The sequence below is a fragment of the Hymenobacter seoulensis genome (assembly GCF_054780535.1).
Genome location: NZ_BAAGWD010000008.1, coordinates 53,727 through 75,286, shown reverse-complemented (window position 1 = coordinate 75,286; position 21,560 = coordinate 53,727). Strand labels below are relative to the sequence as shown.

The 21,560-nt window shown below is 58.1% G+C and carries 13 protein-coding genes; 10 read left to right on the top strand and 3 right to left on the bottom strand.

Annotated features, from left to right (window positions below):
- The first annotated feature begins 193 nt into the window (after positions 1-193).
- Positions 194-625, top strand: coding sequence for a hypothetical protein (locus ACYVHC_RS20455; protein WP_460615591.1), 432 nt, complete (start codon positions 194-196; stop codon positions 623-625).
- A 56-nt stretch (positions 626-681) separates the two neighbouring features.
- Here ACYVHC_RS20455 and ACYVHC_RS20450 read toward each other — a convergent pair whose 3' ends face one another.
- Positions 682-2,625, bottom strand: a complete 1,944-nt coding sequence (locus ACYVHC_RS20450; RefSeq protein ID WP_460615590.1) for an LTA synthase family protein — start codon at positions 2,623-2,625, stop codon at positions 682-684.
- Between the two features lie 570 nt (positions 2,626-3,195).
- Here ACYVHC_RS20450 and ACYVHC_RS20445 point away from each other — a divergent pair.
- From ACYVHC_RS20445 to ACYVHC_RS20435, 3 genes are all read left to right on the top strand, one after another.
- Positions 3,196-5,016: a sensor histidine kinase gene (locus ACYVHC_RS20445; RefSeq protein WP_460615589.1), complete on the top strand. Its 1,821-nt coding sequence runs from the start codon at positions 3,196-3,198 to the stop codon at positions 5,014-5,016.
- Positions 5,017-5,022: 6 nt separating this feature from the next.
- On the top strand, positions 5,023-5,409 hold the full coding sequence (locus ACYVHC_RS20440; protein WP_460615588.1) for a response regulator: 387 nt from the start codon (positions 5,023-5,025) through the stop codon (positions 5,407-5,409).
- 323 nt (positions 5,410-5,732) lie between these two features.
- Positions 5,733-7,472: an APC family permease gene (locus tag ACYVHC_RS20435; protein ID WP_460615587.1), complete on the top strand. Its 1,740-nt coding sequence runs from the start codon at positions 5,733-5,735 to the stop codon at positions 7,470-7,472.
- Between the two features lie 2 nt (positions 7,473-7,474).
- Here the strand turns inward: ACYVHC_RS20435 and ACYVHC_RS20430 are convergent, their stop codons facing one another.
- Together ACYVHC_RS20430 and ACYVHC_RS20425 are read right to left on the bottom strand one after the other, a co-directional pair.
- On the bottom strand, positions 7,475-8,119 hold the full coding sequence (locus ACYVHC_RS20430) for a class I SAM-dependent methyltransferase (protein WP_460615586.1): 645 nt from the start codon (positions 8,117-8,119) through the stop codon (positions 7,475-7,477).
- Positions 8,120-8,808: 689 nt separating this feature from the next.
- Positions 8,809-10,377: an OmpA family protein gene (locus ACYVHC_RS20425; RefSeq protein ID WP_460615585.1), complete on the bottom strand. Its 1,569-nt coding sequence runs from the start codon at positions 10,375-10,377 to the stop codon at positions 8,809-8,811.
- Between the two features lie 1,720 nt (positions 10,378-12,097).
- Between ACYVHC_RS20425 and ACYVHC_RS20420 the strand changes: the two genes are divergently transcribed.
- The 6 genes from ACYVHC_RS20420 to ACYVHC_RS20395 all read left to right on the top strand — a co-directional run bounded on the left by ACYVHC_RS20420 (position 12,098) and on the right by ACYVHC_RS20395 (position 21,529).
- Positions 12,098-13,129 (top strand): 2Fe-2S iron-sulfur cluster-binding protein, encoded by a 1,032-nt coding sequence (locus ACYVHC_RS20420; RefSeq protein ID WP_460615584.1) that lies wholly within the window; start codon positions 12,098-12,100, stop codon positions 13,127-13,129.
- 15 nt (positions 13,130-13,144) lie between these two features.
- Positions 13,145-14,197 carry an FAD binding domain-containing protein gene (locus ACYVHC_RS20415; protein ID WP_460615583.1) on the top strand — a complete coding sequence of 351 codons (1,053 nt, stop codon included), beginning with the start codon at positions 13,145-13,147 and terminating at the stop codon, positions 14,195-14,197.
- A 32-nt stretch (positions 14,198-14,229) separates the two neighbouring features.
- Complete coding sequence (locus tag ACYVHC_RS20410; RefSeq protein ID WP_460615582.1) at positions 14,230-16,482, top strand: xanthine dehydrogenase family protein molybdopterin-binding subunit; 2,253 nt, start codon at positions 14,230-14,232, stop codon at positions 16,480-16,482.
- Positions 16,483-16,657: 175 nt separating this feature from the next.
- Entirely contained in the window at positions 16,658-17,938 is a 1,281-nt protein-coding gene (locus ACYVHC_RS20405) for a hemolysin family protein (RefSeq protein WP_460615581.1), read from the top strand.
- 279 nt (positions 17,939-18,217) lie between these two features.
- Positions 18,218-19,564 carry a sigma-54-dependent transcriptional regulator gene (locus tag ACYVHC_RS20400; RefSeq protein ID WP_460615580.1) on the top strand — a complete coding sequence of 449 codons (1,347 nt, stop codon included), beginning with the start codon at positions 18,218-18,220 and terminating at the stop codon, positions 19,562-19,564.
- Positions 19,565-19,759: 195 nt separating this feature from the next.
- Entirely contained in the window at positions 19,760-21,529 is a 1,770-nt protein-coding gene (locus tag ACYVHC_RS20395) for a HAMP domain-containing sensor histidine kinase (RefSeq protein ID WP_460615579.1), read from the top strand.
- Positions 21,530-21,560: the final 31 nt, after the last annotated feature.

The window sequence follows — 21,560 nt, the reverse complement described above, 5'->3', positions numbered from 1 at the left end:
CTTGGGTTGCTTTTGGGTGTGCAGGAGACTGCGGGCAACTTACCTCGGGCAGCACCCACGCATTCTTCTGCTACTGAGATTACTTGTGCTCAAAACATTTGCTTCTTAAACTGTTTAATGCCCATCAAGAACAAGTGCTAGCCCTGCCCGAAGGCGGAAGCGTACCCTTCGCCCGGCCCCGAACAAACCCACCATGTCTGAAAACCTGACGCTGACCCGCTCCATTTCATACCGGCCTGACCTGGATATACTGATTGTCCGGTGGCACCAGGATGCGTCGTTGGCGGTTTTGCAGGAAGATTACTTGGCCACGTTAGCCACTGCTCAGCAGTACCACTGTGCTAAGTGGCTGTTGGATGTACGCCGCAGAGAAGGCACTGACCCTGAGCTGAGTGCTTGGGCCAGCCAAGTTTTTTACCCTATGGCTGCCTCGCGCCTGAAGCCTCGGCGCCTATGCTTAGCTGTTCTGAACTCGGCTTATATCTATGAGCGCTTCCTCAACGATCCGGCGCATCGGAAGTACGTGGAGTATATGCTGGCTCCGGAACGGGAATTTTCTACTCACGTCTTCGACGACGAAGCCAAAGCCTATCAGTGGCTTACCAACGGGGTAAGTGCCAACTAGCCGGAGTGAGCTGTTTCGTTTTCCTTTTGCTTTCAGAAAAAACACTAACCAGCCTGTTACTGGCTGGCAACGGGCGGCGCCGTAGGCTGGGTATCTATAATGCGCTGTAAATACGCGTTTTGGTATTGAACCCAGCGCGCCAGCCGCTGGTGGCTTTGCTGCACAAACTCGGGCATCTCGTCGGCCAAGTTCTGCTGCTCGTGAGGGTCTTTCTGCAGGTCGAACACCATCGTTTTGCTGGTGTTGGCATTGAGGATAACCTTGTGGCGGCCCTCCCGATATCCAAACAGATAGTTAGAGTAGGGGCTAAAGAAATAGGCCCGGTCGGTGCGGTTGGGGTTGAACAGACTGGTTCCCTGCCACTCGGCCGGAATTGGCAGGCGTAGCATATCCAGGATGCTCGGAGCAATATCTACCTGTCCGCCAATAGCTTGCAGCTTTTCGCCATGAAACAGGAGTGGGTTGATGAACAGCAGCGGAATACGCACATTTTCCTCGTAGATGTTAGAGGCATGCCCGTACTGCACGTGCCGGCCAAACGCCTCCCCATGGTCGCCTACTACCACTACCAGCGTTGATTCGCTCAGCCCCCGGCGCTTTAGCTCATCAAGCAGCAGCCCTAGCTGCGAGTCAGAGTAATGTAGCGCGTTCAGGTACTGATTCAGGTACCGCTCCTTTACCCCGTAGTCAACCTGGGCTCCTTGCGGAAAGTAGGGGTAGTGGGTTTGCGAAGTCCAGATAGTTGCGAAAAAAGGTGCACCGGAGGCATCAGCCGGCAGCCAGGTGGTGCAGGCGTTCAGCAGGCACGACTCATCCGCACTGTCCAGGTAGTCCTCCTCTTTTTCATCAACCTTCTGCACGGGCTTGGTGCAGGCAATGGTCTGAAAATCGTTGAGTACGTCAAACTTCCGGTTTGCCAGAAAGCCCCGCATATTCTGAAAACGAGTATCGGCCGAGAAGAAGAAACCAGTGCGCAATCGAGCCTTCTTAAGCTCTCCGCTCAGGGAAGAAACCGGAATGGCAGGGTGCTCCTTCGTAATGCTTTGGTAGGATATCTTCGGGTACAAGGAACCCAGAAGCGACACTACCGCATTATTGGTGCTGGGCATCTGAGCATACATATCACTGACCAGCAGAGAGTTTGGCAGCTGCCGTGCTAGGTTGGGCATTACGTTAAACCGCGACTGGTAGCCGGGCACGTACTCAGCCGGCACTGACTCCAGCACAAAAAGCACCACGTTGCGAATGCGGGCATCAGAAGGCGCTTTACTAGGCCCGGTAGCCACCGAAGGCTGGGGAAAAGCCTCAAAGTCGGGTGGCAGCTGAACCGAGAACAGGTCGGGCGTAGTAGCCACGGATTGGTAAACGGAGTTTGAGAAAGCCAGCACCGGGCTGGCCATTTGCTTGTAGCTTAGTTCATGTTTCTGAGCCTGCGCGGGTGCTTGCCAGAAGTAGAACAGCAACCCCAGCGAAATTACGAGGGTAGCGGCTTGGGCAAACCGCCCGGATGTATCAAGGCGCTTCAGCAGGAAAAACAAGGCGTAACTCGCCGCTAGGTAAGCCACACTCCATTTCAGCAGCTTGCCAGCCCATTCCCACGACACATTGGCCAGCAACGCCGATTTTGAGTCGCTATTCTGCAGAAAGTCGGAGTAATAGAGCCAGGCATAGGTAAGCGGCCCGCCCAACAGCTCACTGACCTCAATGTAGCTGAAGCCAAACCAGATGATGAGCAGAGTGCAGCCGATAAAAACTCCGGTTACAAACCGCTGCCCCCGCGGATACTTCGCCAGCAAAAAGTGCAGGGCCAGGGCCCCAGCCGCTAAGCCAATTGCCAGCAGGAAATCATAGTAACAGGCAAGCAACACAACCTCAAATGCCTCTAGCTGAGTAAAGACAACCGCGTGCTGAATCCGAACGACATGCGCGCGTAGCAGAAACAAAATGAGCAGGAGGCTCACCGTAAAGCATCCGATCCGGCGAATAGTTGTTGAGTCCATAGTGCTGAGGTTGGATGGGTTAAGAGCAGAAAGAGAACTAGCCAGCTGAACCAGCGCGCTAGGTACAAAGTGAGCGTTAAGCTGATGGGTATAGCAAGCAAAAATTAGTGCAGCTAAATCATGCTAAGCTGGCTCTGTGATATGCAAGCAGGGTTAATTTATTTGTATTAAATGTAGTATAAATAGTACATAATAAAGCAAATTATTTCAGGAATCTTAACGTGAAGAGGCCTAACTAAACTGCGGAGCTTAAAAATGATACATAGAAATTAGTAAATACAGGATAGATCCGCAGTATCTCCCTGAAGTAGAGCTAGTAAGTAGGAAATACTATGCAGCGTGAAGCTTCCAGAAAAGTCAGCTCAAAAGCCCGCAGCAGAATTAATTCAGACTAAGTTTACCGAATTATCAGGGAGCTTTCCTGTTTGTAGAGCGCTGAAGTGTGCTGGAGGCAAAACCGGCTAGTGTATTATCACCCTGCATTGCATACAGTGACCAAAAAAATTGGTGCTGGAATCACAGGTCCAATAGAAGATGAGCGTACGCAGCGTAACCCCTTTGGGTACCTATGTGCAACAGCACAGGGAGGCGGTTTTCAACCTTGATTCGCTAGGCACCTTTACATCCTTAAGTGAGGCATTTGCCCGCCTGGTTAACCACGATGTAGCCGCGCTTCAAGGCCGCCCGCTAGCAGAACTACTGTCCGCAACGAACCCGGACGCCGTTGACCTGCTGCTCCAGCACAGCCAGCGCGGCGAGGTACTGACCCTGGAGCTTGCGCTACCCAGTTCAGCCAGCCAGCTGCTTGAACTGGAGGTGACTACCGTGCCGTTTCTACTAGATGGAAAGCTGGCGGGCATCTCTGGGCAGGCGCGCCCGAATAATCAGCCAGATTCCTCGTTGGAAAGCTTGAAGCAGCGTGAGGAGCAGCTCTCTGTTATCTTCAGCAGCGTGGCCGACGTACTATTTGTGCTACAGGTAGAACCCGGTAATGCCTATCGATTTACTTACATCAACAAAGCATTTGAAACGGTTACCGGCTTGCCCTACGCTAGGGTAGTGGGCCGGCCGGTCCAGGAGATTATTCCGGAGCCCTCCTACAGCCTGGTTCGATCCAAGTACCAGCAGGCGGCCGAAACCAGGCATACGGTAAGCTGGCTTGAAACCACTGAGTATCCGACCGGCACGCTCATCGGCGAAGTTTCAGTAACGCCCGTGTTCGACTCCCAGGGCACGTGCATCCAGCTAGTGGGTACGGTGCATGATCTTACCGCCCAAAAACGCGTGGAAGAAGACTTGCGGGTAAGCAATGAGCGGTTTGCGTATGCCCTGAAGGCCACTACGGATGCGCTCTATGACTGGAACATGCAGTCTGATCAGCTAGTGTGGGGCGAGGGATTTACTACCCTCTTCGGCTACGATGTGGTGCAAAACCCGCCTACCTTCCAGCAGTGGGCTGCGTGCATCCATCCGGATGATGCCGACCACATTCTGCTAGACCTGCAGAAAGCCACGGCCACTGACACCGGCGATACCTGGCAGCAGGAATACCGATTCCGGCGGGCCGATGGCACCTGGGCTATTGTATTTGACCGCAGCTGCATTATCCGCAACGAGACGGGCACGGCCATTCGCATGATTGGCGCCATGCAAGACATCACCCTTCGCAGGCAAACGGAAGTGAAACAGCGGCAACTCATGCAGGAACTCAACCGGCAGAACGCCGACCTGCAGCAATTCACTTACATCGTGTCGCATAACCTGCGCGCGCCTCTGGCCAACGCAATTGGCTTTACCGACCTGCTGGCCCGGGTAGATAAAACCGGAGAGGTATTCCACAAGTCGTTGCAGCATCTGCAAACCAGTCTAGCCCAGCTCGACACTATTATTTCCGACGTAAACACCATTTTGTCAATTCGGGATAAAACTGAGGCGGGCCGCCCGGAACCTGTTTTTCTGGATCAGGTGTGTGCGAAAGTTATGGAAACCTTCCGGCCAGCGTTGGCAGAGTGCGGTGGCACCATTGAGTGCGCCATTCCCAACACCATCCAGGTAGTTGGGTACCGGGCTTATTTCAACAGCATCTTCTTCAACCTGCTGGCCAATGCCATCAAATACCGCTCAGATAGGCGGCCACTGCAGGTTGAGGTGAAAGCTAGCTACTCGCCGCAGCAAGGGGTGCAGGTACAAATACAGGACAACGGAACCGGGCTCGATCTGAAGCAGGTGGGCAATGATGTGTTTCAGCTCTATAAGCGGTTTCACAAAGTCCCGACGGGGCGAGGAATAGGTTTGTTCCTGGTAAAATCTCATGTGGAAGCGATGGGCGGGAAGATTGAAATCAGCAGCCAGGTAAACCAGGGAACCTGCTTTACGCTCTCTTTTGGCTGATTAGGTATGAAGACTTTCCTGATAGATGACGATAACCTGGGGAATTACTTAACCGATGCCCTACTCCGGATGGAAGGCTTCGCTAGCTCCATCAGCACATTTGAGTCGGCGGCTGACGCCCTGGCAGAGCTTGAGAAGCCCGGCAGTATCCCTGATGTTATCTTCCTTGATCTGAACATGCCCATTATGAGTGGGTGGCAGTTCCTGGATGCCTTGCTACCGCAAATCAGCGCATTGCGGGGCCGTTGCCATATCTATGTACTTACTTCGTCGCTAGCCCCCGACGACATGCAGAAGGCCCTAACCTACGAACTGGTAACGGGCCTGATTCACAAACCCATCGATAGATGGGAAATACAGACCATTCAGGAGCAGCTATCCTCCAAAGGCTAAGAGAGCATGCTCCATCACGCCGGGCCGCTCTACCAGCCTCGCTAGGTGCTTATACTGGCAAAAGCGTAAGTTAGGCTGCCCACTACAGTGCTTAAGGTTCCGCTAGAATAGTGATACGTTTCTGAGTGCTACTTTCCGATGCTTTCCTGCTGCTAGGTATCCGGTAGTACCAACGTCTGCCACCTCAGGTACTGCGGGGTTAGTGCATTTCAGGCCAGCACGGAGCGGGTAGCACGTGGCGCATTTTCGCCTTTTTAGCTATTTCTCCGTTTGATAAGCCGAATGCGTTTATTTGCTACTCCTGCTTACCTACGCAGCCCTTTATGAGCCACGAAAAAAAACTTAACGAGCTGGAAGCCAGTGCCATTTGCGGCAACGACATTTCCTCGTCCTGCCTCTATGTGTCGGCACTGGCAATTTCCTATGCTGGGCAATATGCCTGGGTGGCGTTGCTGGTGGTAGGCGCTGTGCTGTTTTTATTTCGGAAGATCTACGGAGAGGTAGTGGGCGCCCTGCCCCTGAATGGCGGTGCGTACAACGTGCTGCTCAACACTACCAGCAAACGGAATGCGGCCTTGGCCGCATGCCTGACCATTCTCTCCTACATGGCCACGGCGGTGCTCTCCGCCAATGAGGCCATGCACTACCTGCATACACTCGTACATAGCCTTCCCATTATTCTCGCCACCATTGGGCTGCTAGGGCTGTTTCTGATCTTAACCATCCTGGGTATCTCGGAGTCGGCGAAAGTTGCTGTGCTCATTTTCATTACCCATTTGCTTTCCCTCACGTTGCTAGTTGGAGTTACGGGCTGGTACTTAGCCACGCACGGCCTCGACACGCTGTTGGCAAACTTCCATGCTCCGCTTAAGGGTGGCAGCATTATGGGGGCTTTGTTTTTCGGCTTCAGTGCTGCCATGCTCGGCATATCGGGCTTTGAAAGCTCAGCCAATTTTGTAGAAGAGCAGGCCCGCGGAGTTTTCCAAAAAACGCTTCGCAACATGTGGGTAGTAGTTACGGTGTTTAACCCGCTTATTGCCTTTCTGGCCATTGCCGTACTGCCCCTAGGTGAGGTGGGCCAGCACACCGAAACCCTGCTCTCGCATATTGGCACCGTTACGGGCGGGCCGTGGTTGGGTACCCTTATTTCCATTAACGCTGTAGCGGTCCTGAGTGGAGCCGTGCTTACCTCCTTTGTGGGCGTCAGCGGCCTGATGAAACGCATGACCCTGGACCGCATTCTGCCCCAATTTTTCCTCCGAGAAAATAAGCGTGGCAGCAACTATGTCATCCTGATTACTTTCTTCCTGCTCTGCGTCTCCGTCCTGTTCATCACCAACGGGCAGCTAGGACCCTTGGCGGGCGTTTATACCATCTCGTTTTTGTCGGTAATGGCCTTTTTTGCCCTCGGCAATTTCCTGCTGAAGGGCAAGCGGCCCAAGCTGCCCCGGCCGGTGTATGCGGGCGTCATCACGGTTGCCCTGGCCATGTTAGGTGTGCTGACGGCGCTGTACGGCAACGTGAAAATGCACCCGGAATATCTGATCGTATTCCTGCAGTATTTCCTGCCTACCATGGCCATCGTATCGATTATGCTTAACCGCATTGCGATACTCAACCTGCTGCTTTCGGCGGCCGATCAGGTGGCTCGTCATTTGCCGCGGGCCTCGCGCATTGGCCGGCTTATGGTACAACGCCAGCTGCGAGAGCTAGCCAAACAGGAATTTGTGTTCTTCACGAAAGGCGACAACGTATCGAACCTTAACAAAGTCATGGCCTACGTGGTCGAGAATGAGTTTACCAACCGGCTCAAGATTGTCACGTTGCTGCGGGAAGGAGAAAAATACCCGGAGGATCTGCTAAACGATATCCGGGTACTGGACCGCGCGTATGAAAAAATAGAAGTTGATTTTGTGACCATGGAAGGGCATTTCGGCCCGGAGCTCATCGAGCAACTATCCAAGGAGTGGCAGATCCCTAAAAACTTTATGTTTATCGGCTCTCCCGGTGACCGGTTTCCGTATCAGATTTCCGAGTTGGGCGGGGTACGGCTTATTATCTGAGGTTACAGTTTCTGCGCCACCATTCTAACCAAGCGGTGAGTTTCTAGCGTGAAGTCAGCTACGGCAACCGGCTCTTCATAACGAAGTATGCGGAACCCCTGTTGGATGTAGCATGCTTTCAGCTCATCTGTCTCGAAACCCACTTTGTGCGGGAGCACGCCTTGCCACGCCTGGTTTACCTCGGCATGGAAGTTCTCAAAAACCACAATCCCACCTGGCCTCAACGCGGCATGAGCTTGCTCCGCATGAGCTATATCATCGGCGTAAATTAGAAGAAGTGCATCCCACTGGTTGCTACCCCAGTTAAATGCTTGCACATCTTGGTTTACCAGGGTCAGGGATATTCCCAACCCCTCGGCCCGTTGCTGCACATATGCTAGGGCCTGCTCCGCAATATCAACTCCCGTAACCTGCCAGCCACGCTGCGCCAGGTATAGCGCATTGCGCCCTTCTCCCATATTAACATCCAGCGCACGGCCCGGTAGCAGGCGCTCCATCGTTTCGATCAATAGCTGGTTGGGGTGAGGGTTGAAGCGGTTTTTTCGCCAATCTGGATCAAGCAAACAACGGTTCCAGCGAGCCCGCTCAGCAGCTAGTATGTGCTCAGGTGTTACAGCACCGGAAGCGGATAGAGGTTTATTTTCCATCAATACTTCATTTTTTTACTTCCCGGTGAAAAGTCGCATTTAAGTGCTTAAGCGGCATAAATACAATGTTTGACGGTCACAAAAAGGCTGGAGTTATATATTATGTGGTTGATATTAATTCTTTACCATAACAATAAGCTCAGTTTAAATGTATACTTTGTCCAAATTGAGGATTTCGATCCTGAATTGAGCTGTTTTTTTCTATTTTGATTCTGGCGGTTTCAGATCGTTCACCCATCCAGGGTTTGGAGCGTGGACCTTTTTATGCTAGCCTGCTGTTCCGTACCTATGTCAACTTCATCAACTAAACGCCCCCGTCCACGCAAGAGTGTGGAATCGGCGGCTCCTGCTTTGTCTCATGCTGATCAGATGCAGTCATTACACGCCCGCGAGGAAGGTAAAACTGTAATGTACAAGCAGGACGCCTGGGGTCATATCGAAACGCGCTTTGTGCGAACCCAAAACGTAAAAGTTTGGGAAGCCAAGGGCTTTTTTGTCCGCTAGATAAGTCAGGCCGCTAGCTACTTCGCACTGCTTAACACAATCGGAATAGCGAGCACCCATTGCTTTATATCGGTTTGACACTGGCTGGACCCTAGTCAACTACATTCCGAATAACCAGAAAAGCCGCAGCTTAAGTAGCTGCGGCTTTTCTGGTTATTGTGAGCTAGTAAACTAGCTGTCCTTCATTATTTACGCCTAGTAGTGGTAGGAGTCGCTATTACACGCTTCGTTTTCTTGCCGGCTGCCGGACGTTTTTTTACCGGCGCTTTCGCCGGGGTGCGCTTTTTTGCAGCGGCCTTTTTTACTGGCTTTGAGGGCTTTGCAGTGGATGCCTGTGGCTCAGCGCCGTACTTTTTCTGGGCCGCATTCACGTCACCCGTCAGGAATAGGTCGAACTCCACGCGGCGGTTTTGCGTGCGGCCGGCCTCGGTATCGTTGCTGGCTACCGGATGGCGAGGGCCATAGCCGCGAAGCTCAACTCGGTTTTCAGGAATGCCTTTGCCAAGCAAATAGGTGCGGGCGGCCGCGGCTCGTTGTCGTGAAAGCTGCTGATTAAATAGTGCCGGTCCCCGGCTATCAGTATGGCCGGCGATGCTTAAGGAATAGTCGGGGTACTGGCCTAGTAGCTTGGCAATGGTATCGAGGGTTGGATAGGAAGAAGCGAGCAACGTAGCTTTATTAAGCTCAAAGCCAATTAGTTTCGTTGCCTCTTGCAAGCGCTGACGCACTGCCGGCTGTATTTCCGGACATCCTTTATTGGACGCCGGACCCACACTGGTGGGGCAACGGTCCTGGTCGTTGGGTACGCCGTCGCCGTCAGTATCAGTGGAGCTAACCGGGGCAGGAGCAGCTGGTTCTGAACAACCAGTAGCATCCACAGTCGCGCTGGCTGGGGTATCAGGACATTTGTCTTCCTGGTCTGTAATGCCATCCTTATCCGTGTCCGGACAGCCGTTTAGCTCGGCCGTGCCTGCTACATCGGGACATTTGTCGTCCGTATCATCCACGCCATCGTTGTCCGTATCAGGGCAGCCAGAAAGCTCGGCTGTACCAGCTTGGGTTGGGCATTGATCCTTATAATTGGGCACGCCGTCCAGATCATCGTCGGGTGGGCAGCCGCGCTCATTTACTTCGGTATCAGAGGGGGTCCCGGGACACATGTCTTTGTTGTCCGGCACACCATCCTCATCTGCGTCATTGGCCTGGCCTAAATTAAACGTCAGGCCGGCAGTATGCTGCAAAAACCGATCTGACCAGCGCGGCGTGTTAGCTTCAGGTTCGCCGTCAAGATTCGCATTCAGTGGCAAGTGCTGGCTGCTCTGGATAAAGAAACTTACGCCATCACTTATCCGAAAACTGATACCGGCCCCGCCCATAACATCCACATAGTTCTGGATGTCATCAACCGGCTTGCCATCCGTTTGACCTTCCCGGCTAGCATACGTCCAGCCGGAAGCTGCCAATAGGTAGGGCTGAATACGGGCCCCTTCCTTTAGTGCCCAGCCATTATTCAGCTTCAGCTTCAGCCCTAGGTTGGTATTGATCAGGGTGGTAGTAAAGTGGGTTGCGGGGGTACGACTCCCGGTTAACTGCCCGTAAAACAGTTGGGAAGTTAAATCAATACCTTTCGTAAGGTACAAGTTAATAGCAACGCCGGGAGTGATTTTGCTATTATCAAACTTCCAGTAATCCGAGCCGTAGTTGCCTTGGTACTGGAGCGTACTGGCATTAATGCCTAGGCTGGTTCGGCGCACAGGCGTTTGGGCCGACGCAGAATATGAAACGATTCCAATAAAAGAACAGGCTAGTAACAGCACCTGAGTCGTAGGTATACACTTCGTCATAGGGTAGTTACTTGAGTGCGTTTTCTTTCAACGGGAAGTTATTCTTTTTCTTTTGGATATAATTTAAATATAATATTAAATATGTTTAGTTATGATTTTACGTAAGATATTATCGTTGCTTCTCTTCGCTATACAAGGCTATACATATCAGCAAAGTGCAACTGTATTTCAATTGTTGCAAACCAAATGTAGCAGCAAGTTTACATACTGTACTTATCCGTTCTTGGTTGAGTGAAAATATAATGTTCTCTAAACGCTGTAGGCAAGTACGGTAATGAATTTCGTAGAAAAAGGCTACAAGCCTAGCTTTTGTACTGCGTTGTGCTGGCGTATAGTATCGGGGCGAGTATAGCACCTGTCATGGCGGAAGTTTTGTGTTTGGTCCTATTCACGCCTTCACTATCATCGTCCCCAGCCAGTTTCGTTACGGTTTCGAAAGAGGCGCGTAACAAGTGAGTTGAAAAGGTACTATCCAAATAACGCTGCACAATCAGGTTGATGTGATTGTCAGTCAGACGGCGTTGCTTAAGCAGCCCCCTTTGCGCAAGGATACCAGCTGCGGGCCAGTGTGCCGACTCAGTTGATTAATCCACGCCTGTAAGGAGAGATTGGGACCTAGCGGCAGCTCAGGAGAATATAAGATAGCCCTTTCCTAGTTTTCACTCAGCTGGTTGATTTTGCTTTATACAGATCGGTACTCAAACCTACCTCTAAAAATGTCAAATCTTCGATGTTAAGTGCCGATAACTCGGACCGGCGAAATGCATTCGTAAAACCCAGCAGCAAAATCACTTTGTCCCGCTGCGTGATGAAGCCGGCCAGAGAATCGAAGGAAGCCGGCAACGCCACCAGCACGTGCTGCCGGCACCACGCGCCAAATCGTTTTGAATCGCCGGCGTAGGCCTTCGCCGTATTCTCTGCCCCTGACAAGCCTGCTTCGACATAGCGTGCGGTGTGCTCAGCCAGTTCAGAAATACTAGGTAACGCCGCAGAAGAAACCGTCAGCTAAGCAGTGCGCTTCCTGTACCCATATTAATAAGGAGTAGCCAGCAAAAAAGGGACTAGAAAACCCAAGTTAAGATAAGGTCCGATAAGTAAGATTTATCGGACCTTATCAAGTGAGCAATGCAAGCACTGAGCATTACTGATCAATTACTGACAGTGTAAGTCAATTTACCTTCTTCTACTATACCCCCTTTGCTAACCCGCCCGCAGCGCAATCAGAAGGCTTATTAATAGTTTTTATAAGTCTCAGCAGAGGCTCTGCATTGCTGAATTAGAAATCTAAAAGTAACTCATGAGGCCGCTAGAAGCACCATTTCTTCTTCTGTAGCATCCGGTAGGGCTTATAAAATCTGTTTCTTAGCCTATTATACCCAATATGGTCGAGCTTATGGATTGGCGAAGTAATAAATTTTATAAGTCAAAATCCGCCTGGTAGCCCCGCAAACAGGCAGGACACCACCCGGCTGGAGTATTTGCTGCTGGTCGGCTAAACGCGCAGAAGTGGGGAATCTGGCCCGGTTTGCCAAAGTTGGAGCGACGGTTCACTTCCTGCTTATCGGGACAGGTCTGAACGCGGCAGGCGCAAGTGCGTATCTGTTGAGATACACCCTGTATCACCCTTCGCATGAGCCAACCCGTAGCCAGCGCCTTGCAAAACGGGGACCTCGCCCCAGACGGCGGGTTACCCGACGGCACCCGCCTAAGTGAATGGCGCGGCCAGCCCGTCATTCTGGCATTTGCGCCCGACGAGTGGGACCCGACGCTGGCCCACCAAAGTGCCCTTTTTGCGCGTTTATCGCGGGAATTTGGCGGCGGAGCGGCCTTTGTCGACACGGCGACCAACGACTGGCATTCGCTAAGCTGCCGCGGGGCGCTGGCCGCGCAGTTTGGCGTAACCGGTCAGCGCGCCCTGTTCCTACTCGACGAGCACGGCGTAGTGCGCTGGAAAACAGTCGTGGCCCCCGGCCAGGACCTGCGACCGGGCCAAGTGCTGGCGGCGCTGGAAGCCTTAAATCCTCCACCGGCCGCCGCCGGCGAGAGCAGCCAGGCGTTTGGCGGCGGGCTCTCGCGGCGCACGTTTGTCACGGCCACGTTAGCAGCGGCGGCTCTGCTGCTGTTGCCGGGCTGCGGCAGCAGAGCCGACCAAGACTCTTCCGACGCGGCCCGGGATGATGCCGCCACGCAAGCCGGCGACCTACCCGTGGTGCTCACCATCAACGGGCACACCCACCGCCTGCAACTCGACCCCCGCGTGGCCCTGCTCGACGCCCTGCGCGAACACCTGCATTTGACCGGCACCAAGAAAGGCTGCGACCACGGCCAGTGCGGGGCCTGCACCGTGCACCTAGACGGGCAAAGCGCCCTTTCCTGCCTCACGCTGGCCGTCATGGCTCAGGGCAAGCAAATCACCACCATCGAAGGGTTGGCGAAAGGGGAGGAGCTGCACCCCCTGCAGGCCGCCTTTCTCAAGCACGACGCCTTTCAGTGCGGCTACTGCACGCCGGGTCAGCTGATGGCGGCCACGGCGCTGCTGCAGAACAAATCAATTGATGCCGGCTCGGCCGTGGAAATCCGCGAAGCCATGAGCGGCAACTTGTGCCGCTGCGCGGCCTACCCCAACATCATCGCCGCCATTCAGGACGTCCAGCGCGCCTAACCCCCCGACCCTGCCATGCACCCGTTCCACTACCAGCGCACCGACACTGCCGACCAAGCCGTGGCCACCGTGGCGAAAAACCCGGATGCCACCTTTATTGCCGGCGGCACCTCGCACGTTGACCTGATGAAGGAAGGCGTGCACCAGCCCAGTTTGCTGATGGACGTGACGGCCCTGCCCTTCCAGCAGATTGCCGCCTTCGAGGGCGGGATGCGCATCGGCGCCGGCGTTTCCAACACCGCGGCCGCATACCATCCCGACATCCGGCAACGGTACGCGGCCGTGAGCGAAGCCCTGCTGGCGGGCGCTTCAGTGCAGATTCGCAACATGGCCTCCATGGCTGGTAACCCCCTGCAGCGCACCCGCTGCCCGTACTTCCGCGACCCCACTCAGGCTTGCAACAAGCGGGAACCGGGCAGTGGCTGCGCGGCCCTCGGCGGCTACAACCACGTGCACGCGCTGTTCGGGGCCTCGAAGGCCTGCGTGGCCACCCACCCCAGTGACCTGGCCGTGGCCCTGTCCGCGCTCGATGCCCGGGTGCAAACGCTGGGGCCCCGCGGCCCGCGCACCATTGCCTTCCCCGAGCTGCACCGCCTGCCCGGCAACACGCCCCACCTCGACACCGTGCTCGAGCACGGGGAGCTGATTACCAGCCTTGATTTGCCCGCTTTTACCGGCCGCTCCCACTACCTGAAAGTGCGCGAGCGCGCCTCCTACGCCTACGCCCTGGTCTCGTGCGCCGTGGCCCTGGAAATGGACGGCAACAAGATTCAGCGGGCGCGGGTGGCGCTGGGCAGTGTAGCCCACAAGCCCTGGCGCCTGCCCAACGTGGAAACCATGCTGGCCGGCCAGCAGCCCAGCGAAAAGCTGTTTCGGGCGGCGGCCGATGCGGCCTTTGCGGATGCCAAGCCGCTAAAGCACAACGCCTACAAAATCCCCATGGGCCGCAACCTGCTGGTGCGCGCGCTGCTGGAAACCAGCGGCCTGCAAGCCCTGCAGGGGCCAGCTGGTACCGCCTTCGCCGCCAGCGTGGGCGGCGTGGCCGGTCAGCTCGCCGTGCCCCGCTAACTCCTTATCCTCCCTACCTATTCCCAATGCCGATGCCAGCCACTGGAAAACCCCTCGACCGCGTAGACGGGCGCCTCAAAGTCACCGGCGCGGCGCGCTACACCGCCGAGTGGGAGGTGCCCGGCCTGGTGTACGGCGCCGTGGTGGACAGCGCCCGGGCCCGCGGCACCGTCCACGCACTAGATGTTGCGGCCGCCAGCCAAGCCCCCGGGGTGCTGGCCGTGCTCACGCACGAGAACGCGCCCCGCCTGCAACCTATCCCCGACAAAATCGGCGAGACCCAGTTTCGGGGCGAAGGCGGCATCACCGAAACGCGCCAGCCCCTGCAGAATGCCACCATCGAGTACGCCGGCCAGCCGCTGGCCGTGGTGGTGGCCGACACCCACGAGCGGGCCCGGTACGCGGCCACGCTGGTGCGCGTCACCTACGACGCCGAGCAGAATCCCGAGCTGGCCATGGCCACCGCCAGCCGCAAAACCCGGCCCGAAACGTTTCTGGGTAATAACAAAGAAAAGCTGCAGGTGACAGTGGGGGACCCCACCACCGCGTTGGCGGCCGCCCCGGTCAAGCTGGAGCACGTCTACGAATCGGCCATTACCCACCACAACCCCATCGAGCCGCTGGCCACCATCGCCCGCTGGGAAAAGCGCAACGGCGCCGACTTTCTTACCCTCTACGACACCACGCGCGGCCTGGAAATCCTGCAGGAAATCATGGCCACGTCCCTGGGCTTGCCCCAGGAAAGCGTGCACGTCATCTGCCCGTTTGTAGGCGGCGCGTTCGGGTCCAAGGGCTGGCTCTACGCCCCGCCGCTGCTCACGGCCATGGCCGCGAAGGCAGTGGGCCGGCCGGTGAAAATCGAGTGGCGCCGGCAGGACATGTTTGCCGTGGCCGGGCACCGCGCCGCCACCCGGCAAACCCTGGCGCTGGGGGCCACCCGCGACGGAAAAATCACGGCCCTGCGCCACGACACGCTCACGCACGCCTCCCAGTCCAGTGGCTTCACCGAGCCCTGCGCCCGCGTCTCGCGCATGCTGTACGCCGTGCCCAATATGCGTTTTACCCACCAGCTGGCCCACCTGCACCTGCCCTCGCCCTGCCCCATGCGCGGGCCCGGCGAAACCGTGGGCGGCTGGGCCCTGGAATGCGCCATCGATGAGCTGGCCGCTGAACTCAGCCTCGACCCCGTGGAGCTGCGCCTGCGCAACTACGCCGAGCAGAACCCCGAAACCGGCAAGCCCTGGAGCAGCAAGCACCTGCGCGAGTGCTACGCCCGGGGCCAGCAACTCATTGGCTGGGGCCAGCGCAACCCTAAGCCCCGCTCCATGCGCGAGGGCACGCAGCTCGTCGGCTACGGCATGGCCACCACCATGTACCCGGCCGGCCGGCGGGAGGCGAAGGCCCGCGCCACCATCTTCGCCGACGGGCGGGCCCTGGTGCAGAGCGCCACCCACGAGTTGGGCAACGGGGCCTACACCATCTTCCGCCAAATCAGCGCCGACGCGCTGGCTTTGCCGGTGGAGCGGGTGCGCTTTGAGCTGGGCGACTCGGCGCTGCCGTCCGCCCCCACCTCGGGCGGCTCCACCACCACGGCCACCGTGGGCCCGGCGGCGCAGGCAGCGGCGCGGGCCGCCGTGGAGGCCCTCAAAAGTCTGGCCGTACGCGATGCGCAGTCGCCGCTGTTTGGCGCGGCGGCCGACGCCATTGAAGCGCGGGATGGGCGTTTGGTGCTGAAAGCTACCCCCAGCAAAGGCGAAGACTACGGCGCAATTCTGCGCCGGGCCAAGCGTCCCTCCGTGGTGGCTACCGACGGCGCCAAGCCGGGCCCAGAGCGGGAGAAATACTCGTTCTACTCGTTCGGGGCCGTGTTTGCCCAGGTGCGGGTGGACGAAGCCAGCGGCTCGATTCGCGTGGCCCGCTTGTGCGGGGTCTACGACGTGGGCCGGCTGATGAACCCCAAAACGGCCCACTCCCAGATAATCGGCGGCATGGCCATGGGCGTGGGCGCCACCCTGATGGAAGCCACCCACTACGACCCGCGCACCGGCCGGGCCGTGGTCCGTAACCTGGCCGACTACCACGTGCCGAGCATGGCCGACACGCCCGACATACAGGTGGAGTGGCTCAACCTCCCCGACCCGCACATCAGCGAGCTGGGCGCGCGCGGCATCGGCGAGATTGGCTGCGTGGGCACCGCCGCGGCCATCACCAATGCCGTGTTTCACGCCACGGGCCAGCGGCTGCGCTCGTTGCCGCTTACCCCTGACAAGCTACTGCGGGCCTAACGCGGGGCACTACCCCTGCCCGGACTAGGCCGTGGATGGTCCGCTGCGAAGAACAGCTATGCAGAGGCCGGTCACCTCACTACCGGCCCGAACCGGCGCGCAAGACACCGTCCTGACAGAAATGGCTGGCGACCATCAGGCCGTGGTTTCCGTACTCTTGGTCTAACCCTATCGGATGGAACTACTCATTATTCTTTTGCTGGTAATGCTCAACGGCGTGTTTTCCATGTCGGAAATCGCCCTTATCTCCTCGCGCAAGTCCAAGCTTGAAGCCCAAGCCAAGCAAGGCAGCGGCACGGCCCAGGCGGCGCTGGAGCTGGCTCAGGAGCCGACCCGCTTTCTGTCTACCGTGCAAATCGGCATTACGCTCATCAGCATCCTGACGGGCGTGTTCAGCGGGGCGGGACTGACCACCCAACTGCAAGAAGTCATTGCCCGCGTGCCGGGGCTGGCCCCCTTTGCCGACAACATCGCCGTGGTGCTGATGGTCATCTTCATCACCTACCTCTCCGTGGTCGTCGGCGAGCTACTGCCCAAGCGCATTGGCCTGACCAACCCCGAAGGCATCATCAAGTTTATGGCCGCGCCCATGGCCCTGCTCTCGCGCTTTACCTCGCCCTTCATCTGGCTACTGACTGTCTCGAGTGACTTTCTCATCAAGCTGATGGGCATCAAAACGCAGGAAAGCCCGGTGACGGAAGAGGAAATCAAAGCCATGATTAAGGAAGGCGCCTCCGAGGGCACGATTCAGGAAATCGAGCACGACATCGTTAAGAACGTATTCAGCCTGGGCGACCGGCGCGTGGGCTCGCTGATGACCAGCCGCCAGGACATCGTGTGGCTGGATTTGGACGAGGACCCGGCCATTACCAAGCAGACGGTGCTCACCCGCAAGCAGTCGGCCTACCCGCTTTGCCAAGGTAGCCTGGACGAAGTGCGCGGCATGGTGTACCTCAAGGATTTGGTGGATGAAAATCTAGACGCGCAGCTGGGGCAGCTGGAAGCGCTGCAAAAGGAGCCCCTGTTCATGCCGGCCTCCAGCAAGGCCTACCACGCCCTGGAGCTGTTCCGGCAGCGGCGCGTGCACCAAGGCATTGTGGTCGATGAATTCGGCGGGGTAGTTGGCCTGGTCACCATCGACGACATCCTCGACGCGCTGGTGGGCGACGTCTCACCGGACACCGATGGGAACCCGGCCATTGTGGAGCGTGGCGACGGCACCTTCCTCATTGACGCACAACTGCCCTTTGCCGAGTTTGCCGAGCGGTTTCACATCCCGGCCGCTCAGCGGCGGGGCCTGAGCGGCTTTCATAGCCTGGGCGGCTTTGCCCTGCACATCCTGAGCGTGCTGCCCCGGGCCGGCGAGCATTTCATGTGGGAAGGCCATTACTTTGAAATCGTAGACGTGGACCGCAGCCACATCGACAAAATCCTGTACCGCCCGCGGGGCAGCTGATGCGGGCGCCGAGTTTGCCACGCCGTCCGGTTTACACCTATTTGCTAGTGATGCCGCCGCCTTTTTTGGGGGCAGTTGCAGGCCCAACGCAGCCCAATGCCAGCCAATGCGAGGCCAGGCCCTGGTGGTGCACCATTTTAAGTCAGTCCAGGAAGCGGCGGCAATTCCGATTACGCGGCTACTAAGTGGAGACTAAATTCCAATGCGTAGTATCCGCTCGGCATAACCAGTAAGTTTGTCGTCCCCTGCCGCGCAGAAAGACTGCCTAACCCTCCGCGAATGCCCGACGGTACCATCCTGCTGATTGACGACGAAGCCAGCCTGCGGCAGATACTCTCGCGGGTGCTCGGCCTGGAAGGCTACTCGGTGCTGCAGGCCCCTGACGCACGTCGCGGCCTGGAACTGCTCCAGCAGCATGCCGCCGACGTCCTGGTAGTACTCTGCGACGTCAAGTTGCCTGATGCCCACGGCGTGGAGCTACTCGGGCGCCTGAAAGCCCTGGCCCCCCAGACTGAAGTGATTCTGCTCACGGCCTACGGCACGGTGCCCGACGGGGTACGGGCCATGAAGCTTGGGGCCTTTGACTACCTGACCAAGGGCGACTCCGACGACCAGCTGCTGGTAGTGGTGGAGCGGGCCGTGGAGAAAGCCCGCCTGCAAAGCCGGGTGGCGGCCCTGGAAAAGCAGGTCGGGGCCCAGTACAGCTTCGCCGCTATGATTGGCCACTCGGCCGCGCTGGGCCAGGCCAAGGCCCTGGCCCAGCGGGTGGCGCCCACGGAAGCGGCGGTGCTGCTGGAAGGACCTACCGGCAGCGGCAAGGAGCTGTTTGCCCACGCCATCCACCACGCCAGCCCCCGTCAGGCCAAGGCTTTTGTCGCCGTTAACTGCAGCGCCTTTCCCAAGGACCTGCTGGAATCCGAGCTGTTTGGCTACAAGAAAGGCGCCTTCACCGGCGCACTTTCGGACAAGAAGGGTCTGTTCGAGGAAGCCCACGGCGGCACCCTGTTCCTAGACGAAATCGGCGAGCTCGACATCAGCTTGCAGGCCAAGCTGCTGCGGGTGCTCGAAAGCCAGGAATTCAACAAGCTGGGCGACAGCAAGCCCACCAGGGTGAACGTGCGGTTGGTGGCCGCCACCAACCGCAACCTGCGCCAGGAAGCCGACCAGGGGCATTTTCGGTCTGATCTGTACTACCGCCTCTCGGTGTTTGTTGTGCCGGTGCCGCCACTCAGCGCCCGCCGCGACGATATCGAGCCCCTGGCCCGCCACTTTCTGCAGTTCTACGCCGCCAAGCTCCGCAAGCGCCTGCGCGGCATGGACTCCGACTTCCTGCAGCAGCTGCGCTGCTACGACTGGCGCGGCAATGTGCGGGAGCTGAAAAACGTGCTGGAGCGCGCCGTTATACTGGCCGACGAGGAATTGTTGACCGCCGACACGTTGCCGCCCGAGTTCCAGGACCTGCCCACTGCTGCCGAGGGCGAGGACGGCCGCTCGCTGCGCGCGGTTGAAAAACGCCAGATTCGCCTTATACTGCGCGAAACCGCTGGCAACAAAACCGAAGCCGCTCGCCAGCTCGGCATTGGGCTCAAGACCCTGTACCGCAAAATTCAGGAGTACGACCTGTAGATAGTCCCCGGTGGGAATACCCTATCCTTTTGACCACCTACCGTGTCAGAATGACAAGGGCGTGCCTAATAACCGGGTGGCCGGTTGACCTGGCAAACACGAATAGGGTATTGCCGGCTAAGCAGTTAGCCAGGAATGTCGCCCGTGGGCGAATCCCTGGCCTGCCGTTGGCTTAGGCTCTTTCCGCTCCGGCTTATGAACATCAAAACCAAAATTACCCTAGGCTTTCTGGCCATGCTGACCCTGTTGGTGGGCATGGGCTGGTACGCCCACGCCACGGTACAGCGCCTCGACCGCAGCTCCCGCACCATCCTGCAGGACAACTTCTACTCCGTCCAGCTTGGGCAGCGCATGCTGCAGGCCCTGGACGCGGCCGAAGCACGGCCCCCAGGGCCCCAGGGCCTGGCTGACTTCCGCGCGCAGCTGGGGCGCGAAGCCGGCAACGTGACCGAGCCGGGCGAGCAGCCCCTGGTCGACAGCCTGGCCCGCAACCTTTCCGCAGTGTTGGCCCTGGGTCCCGGGGCCGCGGGGCGCCCCGCGGCCCTGGGCCAGCTGCGGGCACTCACCCACCGCCTGGTGGCGCTTAACATGCAGGCGCTCACCCGCCGCAACGAGCGCGCCAACCGCACGGCGGAGCAGGCCAGCCAGTACCTGCTGGGCTTTATCTCCCTAAGCCTGCTGGTGGCCCTGGGGTTGGCATTGGGCGTGCCCGAGGCGGCCGTGGGCGGCCTGCGCAAGCTCTCGGCCAGCATCGAGCACGCCGCCCAGGGCAACTTCGCGGCCACCATTCCCATCGAGAGCCGCGACGAGTTCGGGCAGGTGGGGCTGGCTTTTAACCGCCTGCTGGGCCACCTCAACGAGTTTCGCAACACCAACCTGGCCGAAGTGCTGACCGAGCGCAACCGGGTGGCCAGCATTGTGCAGACCCTAGACGAGGCCCTGTTCCTCTTCGACGAAAGCCGCACGGTGCTGGTGGCCAACCCACCCGCGTGCGCCCTGCTGGGCTTGCCCGAAAATCAAGTAGTAGGCCACCGCGCCGACCAAGTGGCCCTAACCAATTCCGTGATGGCCACGCTGCTCCACCAGCTGCTTACCCGGCCGGCTTCGCGCCCGGCCGAGCCGCAGCCCTTTGCCTTGCGTCGCGAGGGCATGGACCACCACTACCGCCTGCTGGTGCACAACGAGACGTGGTTCAACCCCGTGCGCCGCCAGATGGAGTTTCTGGGCACCATCGTGGCCCTGCACAACGTGTCGGACTTCAAGCGCCTGGACCAGGCCAAGTCAAACTTCCTGGCCACGGTATCGCACGAGCTGAAAACGCCGCTCTCCACCATTAACTTCCACCTCAAGCTGCTGCTCGACCAGCGGGTCGGCCCCCTGAACGACGAGCAGCAGCAGCTGGTTGTCACGCTGCAGCACGAAAACCAGCGCCTGCTCAAGCTCACGCGCCACCTGCTCGACGTTTCGCGCCTGGAGTCCGGCGCCATTCCCCTAAATCTCCAGCCCACGTCCGTAGCCGCCCTGGTAGCGGCGGCCACGGCTCCGCTGCAGCTGCAGCTCGCTCCCAAAAACCTCACCCTCGACGTGGCCCTGCCCGAGGGGCTGCCCCCCGTGCGAGCCGACCTGGAGAAAACGGCCTGGGTGCTGCTCAACCTGCTGGCCAATGCCGTGCGCTACTCGCCCGTGGCCGGGCGCATTGTGGTGAGTGCCGCCTATCTGGCCGACCGCCAGGCCGTGCAGGTGAGCGTGCAGGATTACGGGCCCGGCATCGCCTTGGAGCACCAGGAGCGCATCTTTCACCGCTTTACCCAGGTGCCCGACCACGGTGATAGTGTCCGCGAGAGCAGCGGGCTGGGGCTGAGCATCTCCCGCGAGTTCATTACCACCCAGGGCGGTCAGCTCGGCGTGCTCAGCGCGCCAGGCGCCGGCAGTACCTTCTTTTTCACCCTGCCCCTGACCACTTAGGTCGTGGAGCCCCTTTCTCTTCGCTTTCCCT

Bases quoted from the DNA above. Each gene is read 5' to 3' on its own strand.
- ACYVHC_RS20430 (WP_460615586.1), bottom strand. From the start codon at position 8,119: ATGGAAAATAAACCTCTATCCGCTTCCGGTGCTGTAACACCTGAGCAC.
- ACYVHC_RS20400 (WP_460615580.1), top strand. From the start codon at position 18,218: ATGCCCGACGGTACCATCCTGCTGATTGACGACGAAGCCAGCCTGCGG.
- ACYVHC_RS20405 (WP_460615581.1), top strand. From the start codon at position 16,658: ATGGAACTACTCATTATTCTTTTGCTGGTAATGCTCAACGGCGTGTTT.
- ACYVHC_RS20420 (WP_460615584.1), top strand. From the start codon at position 12,098: ATGAGCCAACCCGTAGCCAGCGCCTTGCAAAACGGGGACCTCGCCCCA.
- ACYVHC_RS20415 (WP_460615583.1), top strand. From the start codon at position 13,145: ATGCACCCGTTCCACTACCAGCGCACCGACACTGCCGACCAAGCCGTG.
- ACYVHC_RS20440 (WP_460615588.1), top strand. From the start codon at position 5,023: ATGAAGACTTTCCTGATAGATGACGATAACCTGGGGAATTACTTAACC.
- ACYVHC_RS20395 (WP_460615579.1), top strand. From the start codon at position 19,760: ATGAACATCAAAACCAAAATTACCCTAGGCTTTCTGGCCATGCTGACC.
- ACYVHC_RS20450 (WP_460615590.1), bottom strand. From the start codon at position 2,625: ATGGACTCAACAACTATTCGCCGGATCGGATGCTTTACGGTGAGCCTC.
- ACYVHC_RS20455 (WP_460615591.1), top strand. From the start codon at position 194: ATGTCTGAAAACCTGACGCTGACCCGCTCCATTTCATACCGGCCTGAC.
- ACYVHC_RS20435 (WP_460615587.1), top strand. From the start codon at position 5,733: ATGAGCCACGAAAAAAAACTTAACGAGCTGGAAGCCAGTGCCATTTGC.
- ACYVHC_RS20410 (WP_460615582.1), top strand. From the start codon at position 14,230: ATGCCAGCCACTGGAAAACCCCTCGACCGCGTAGACGGGCGCCTCAAA.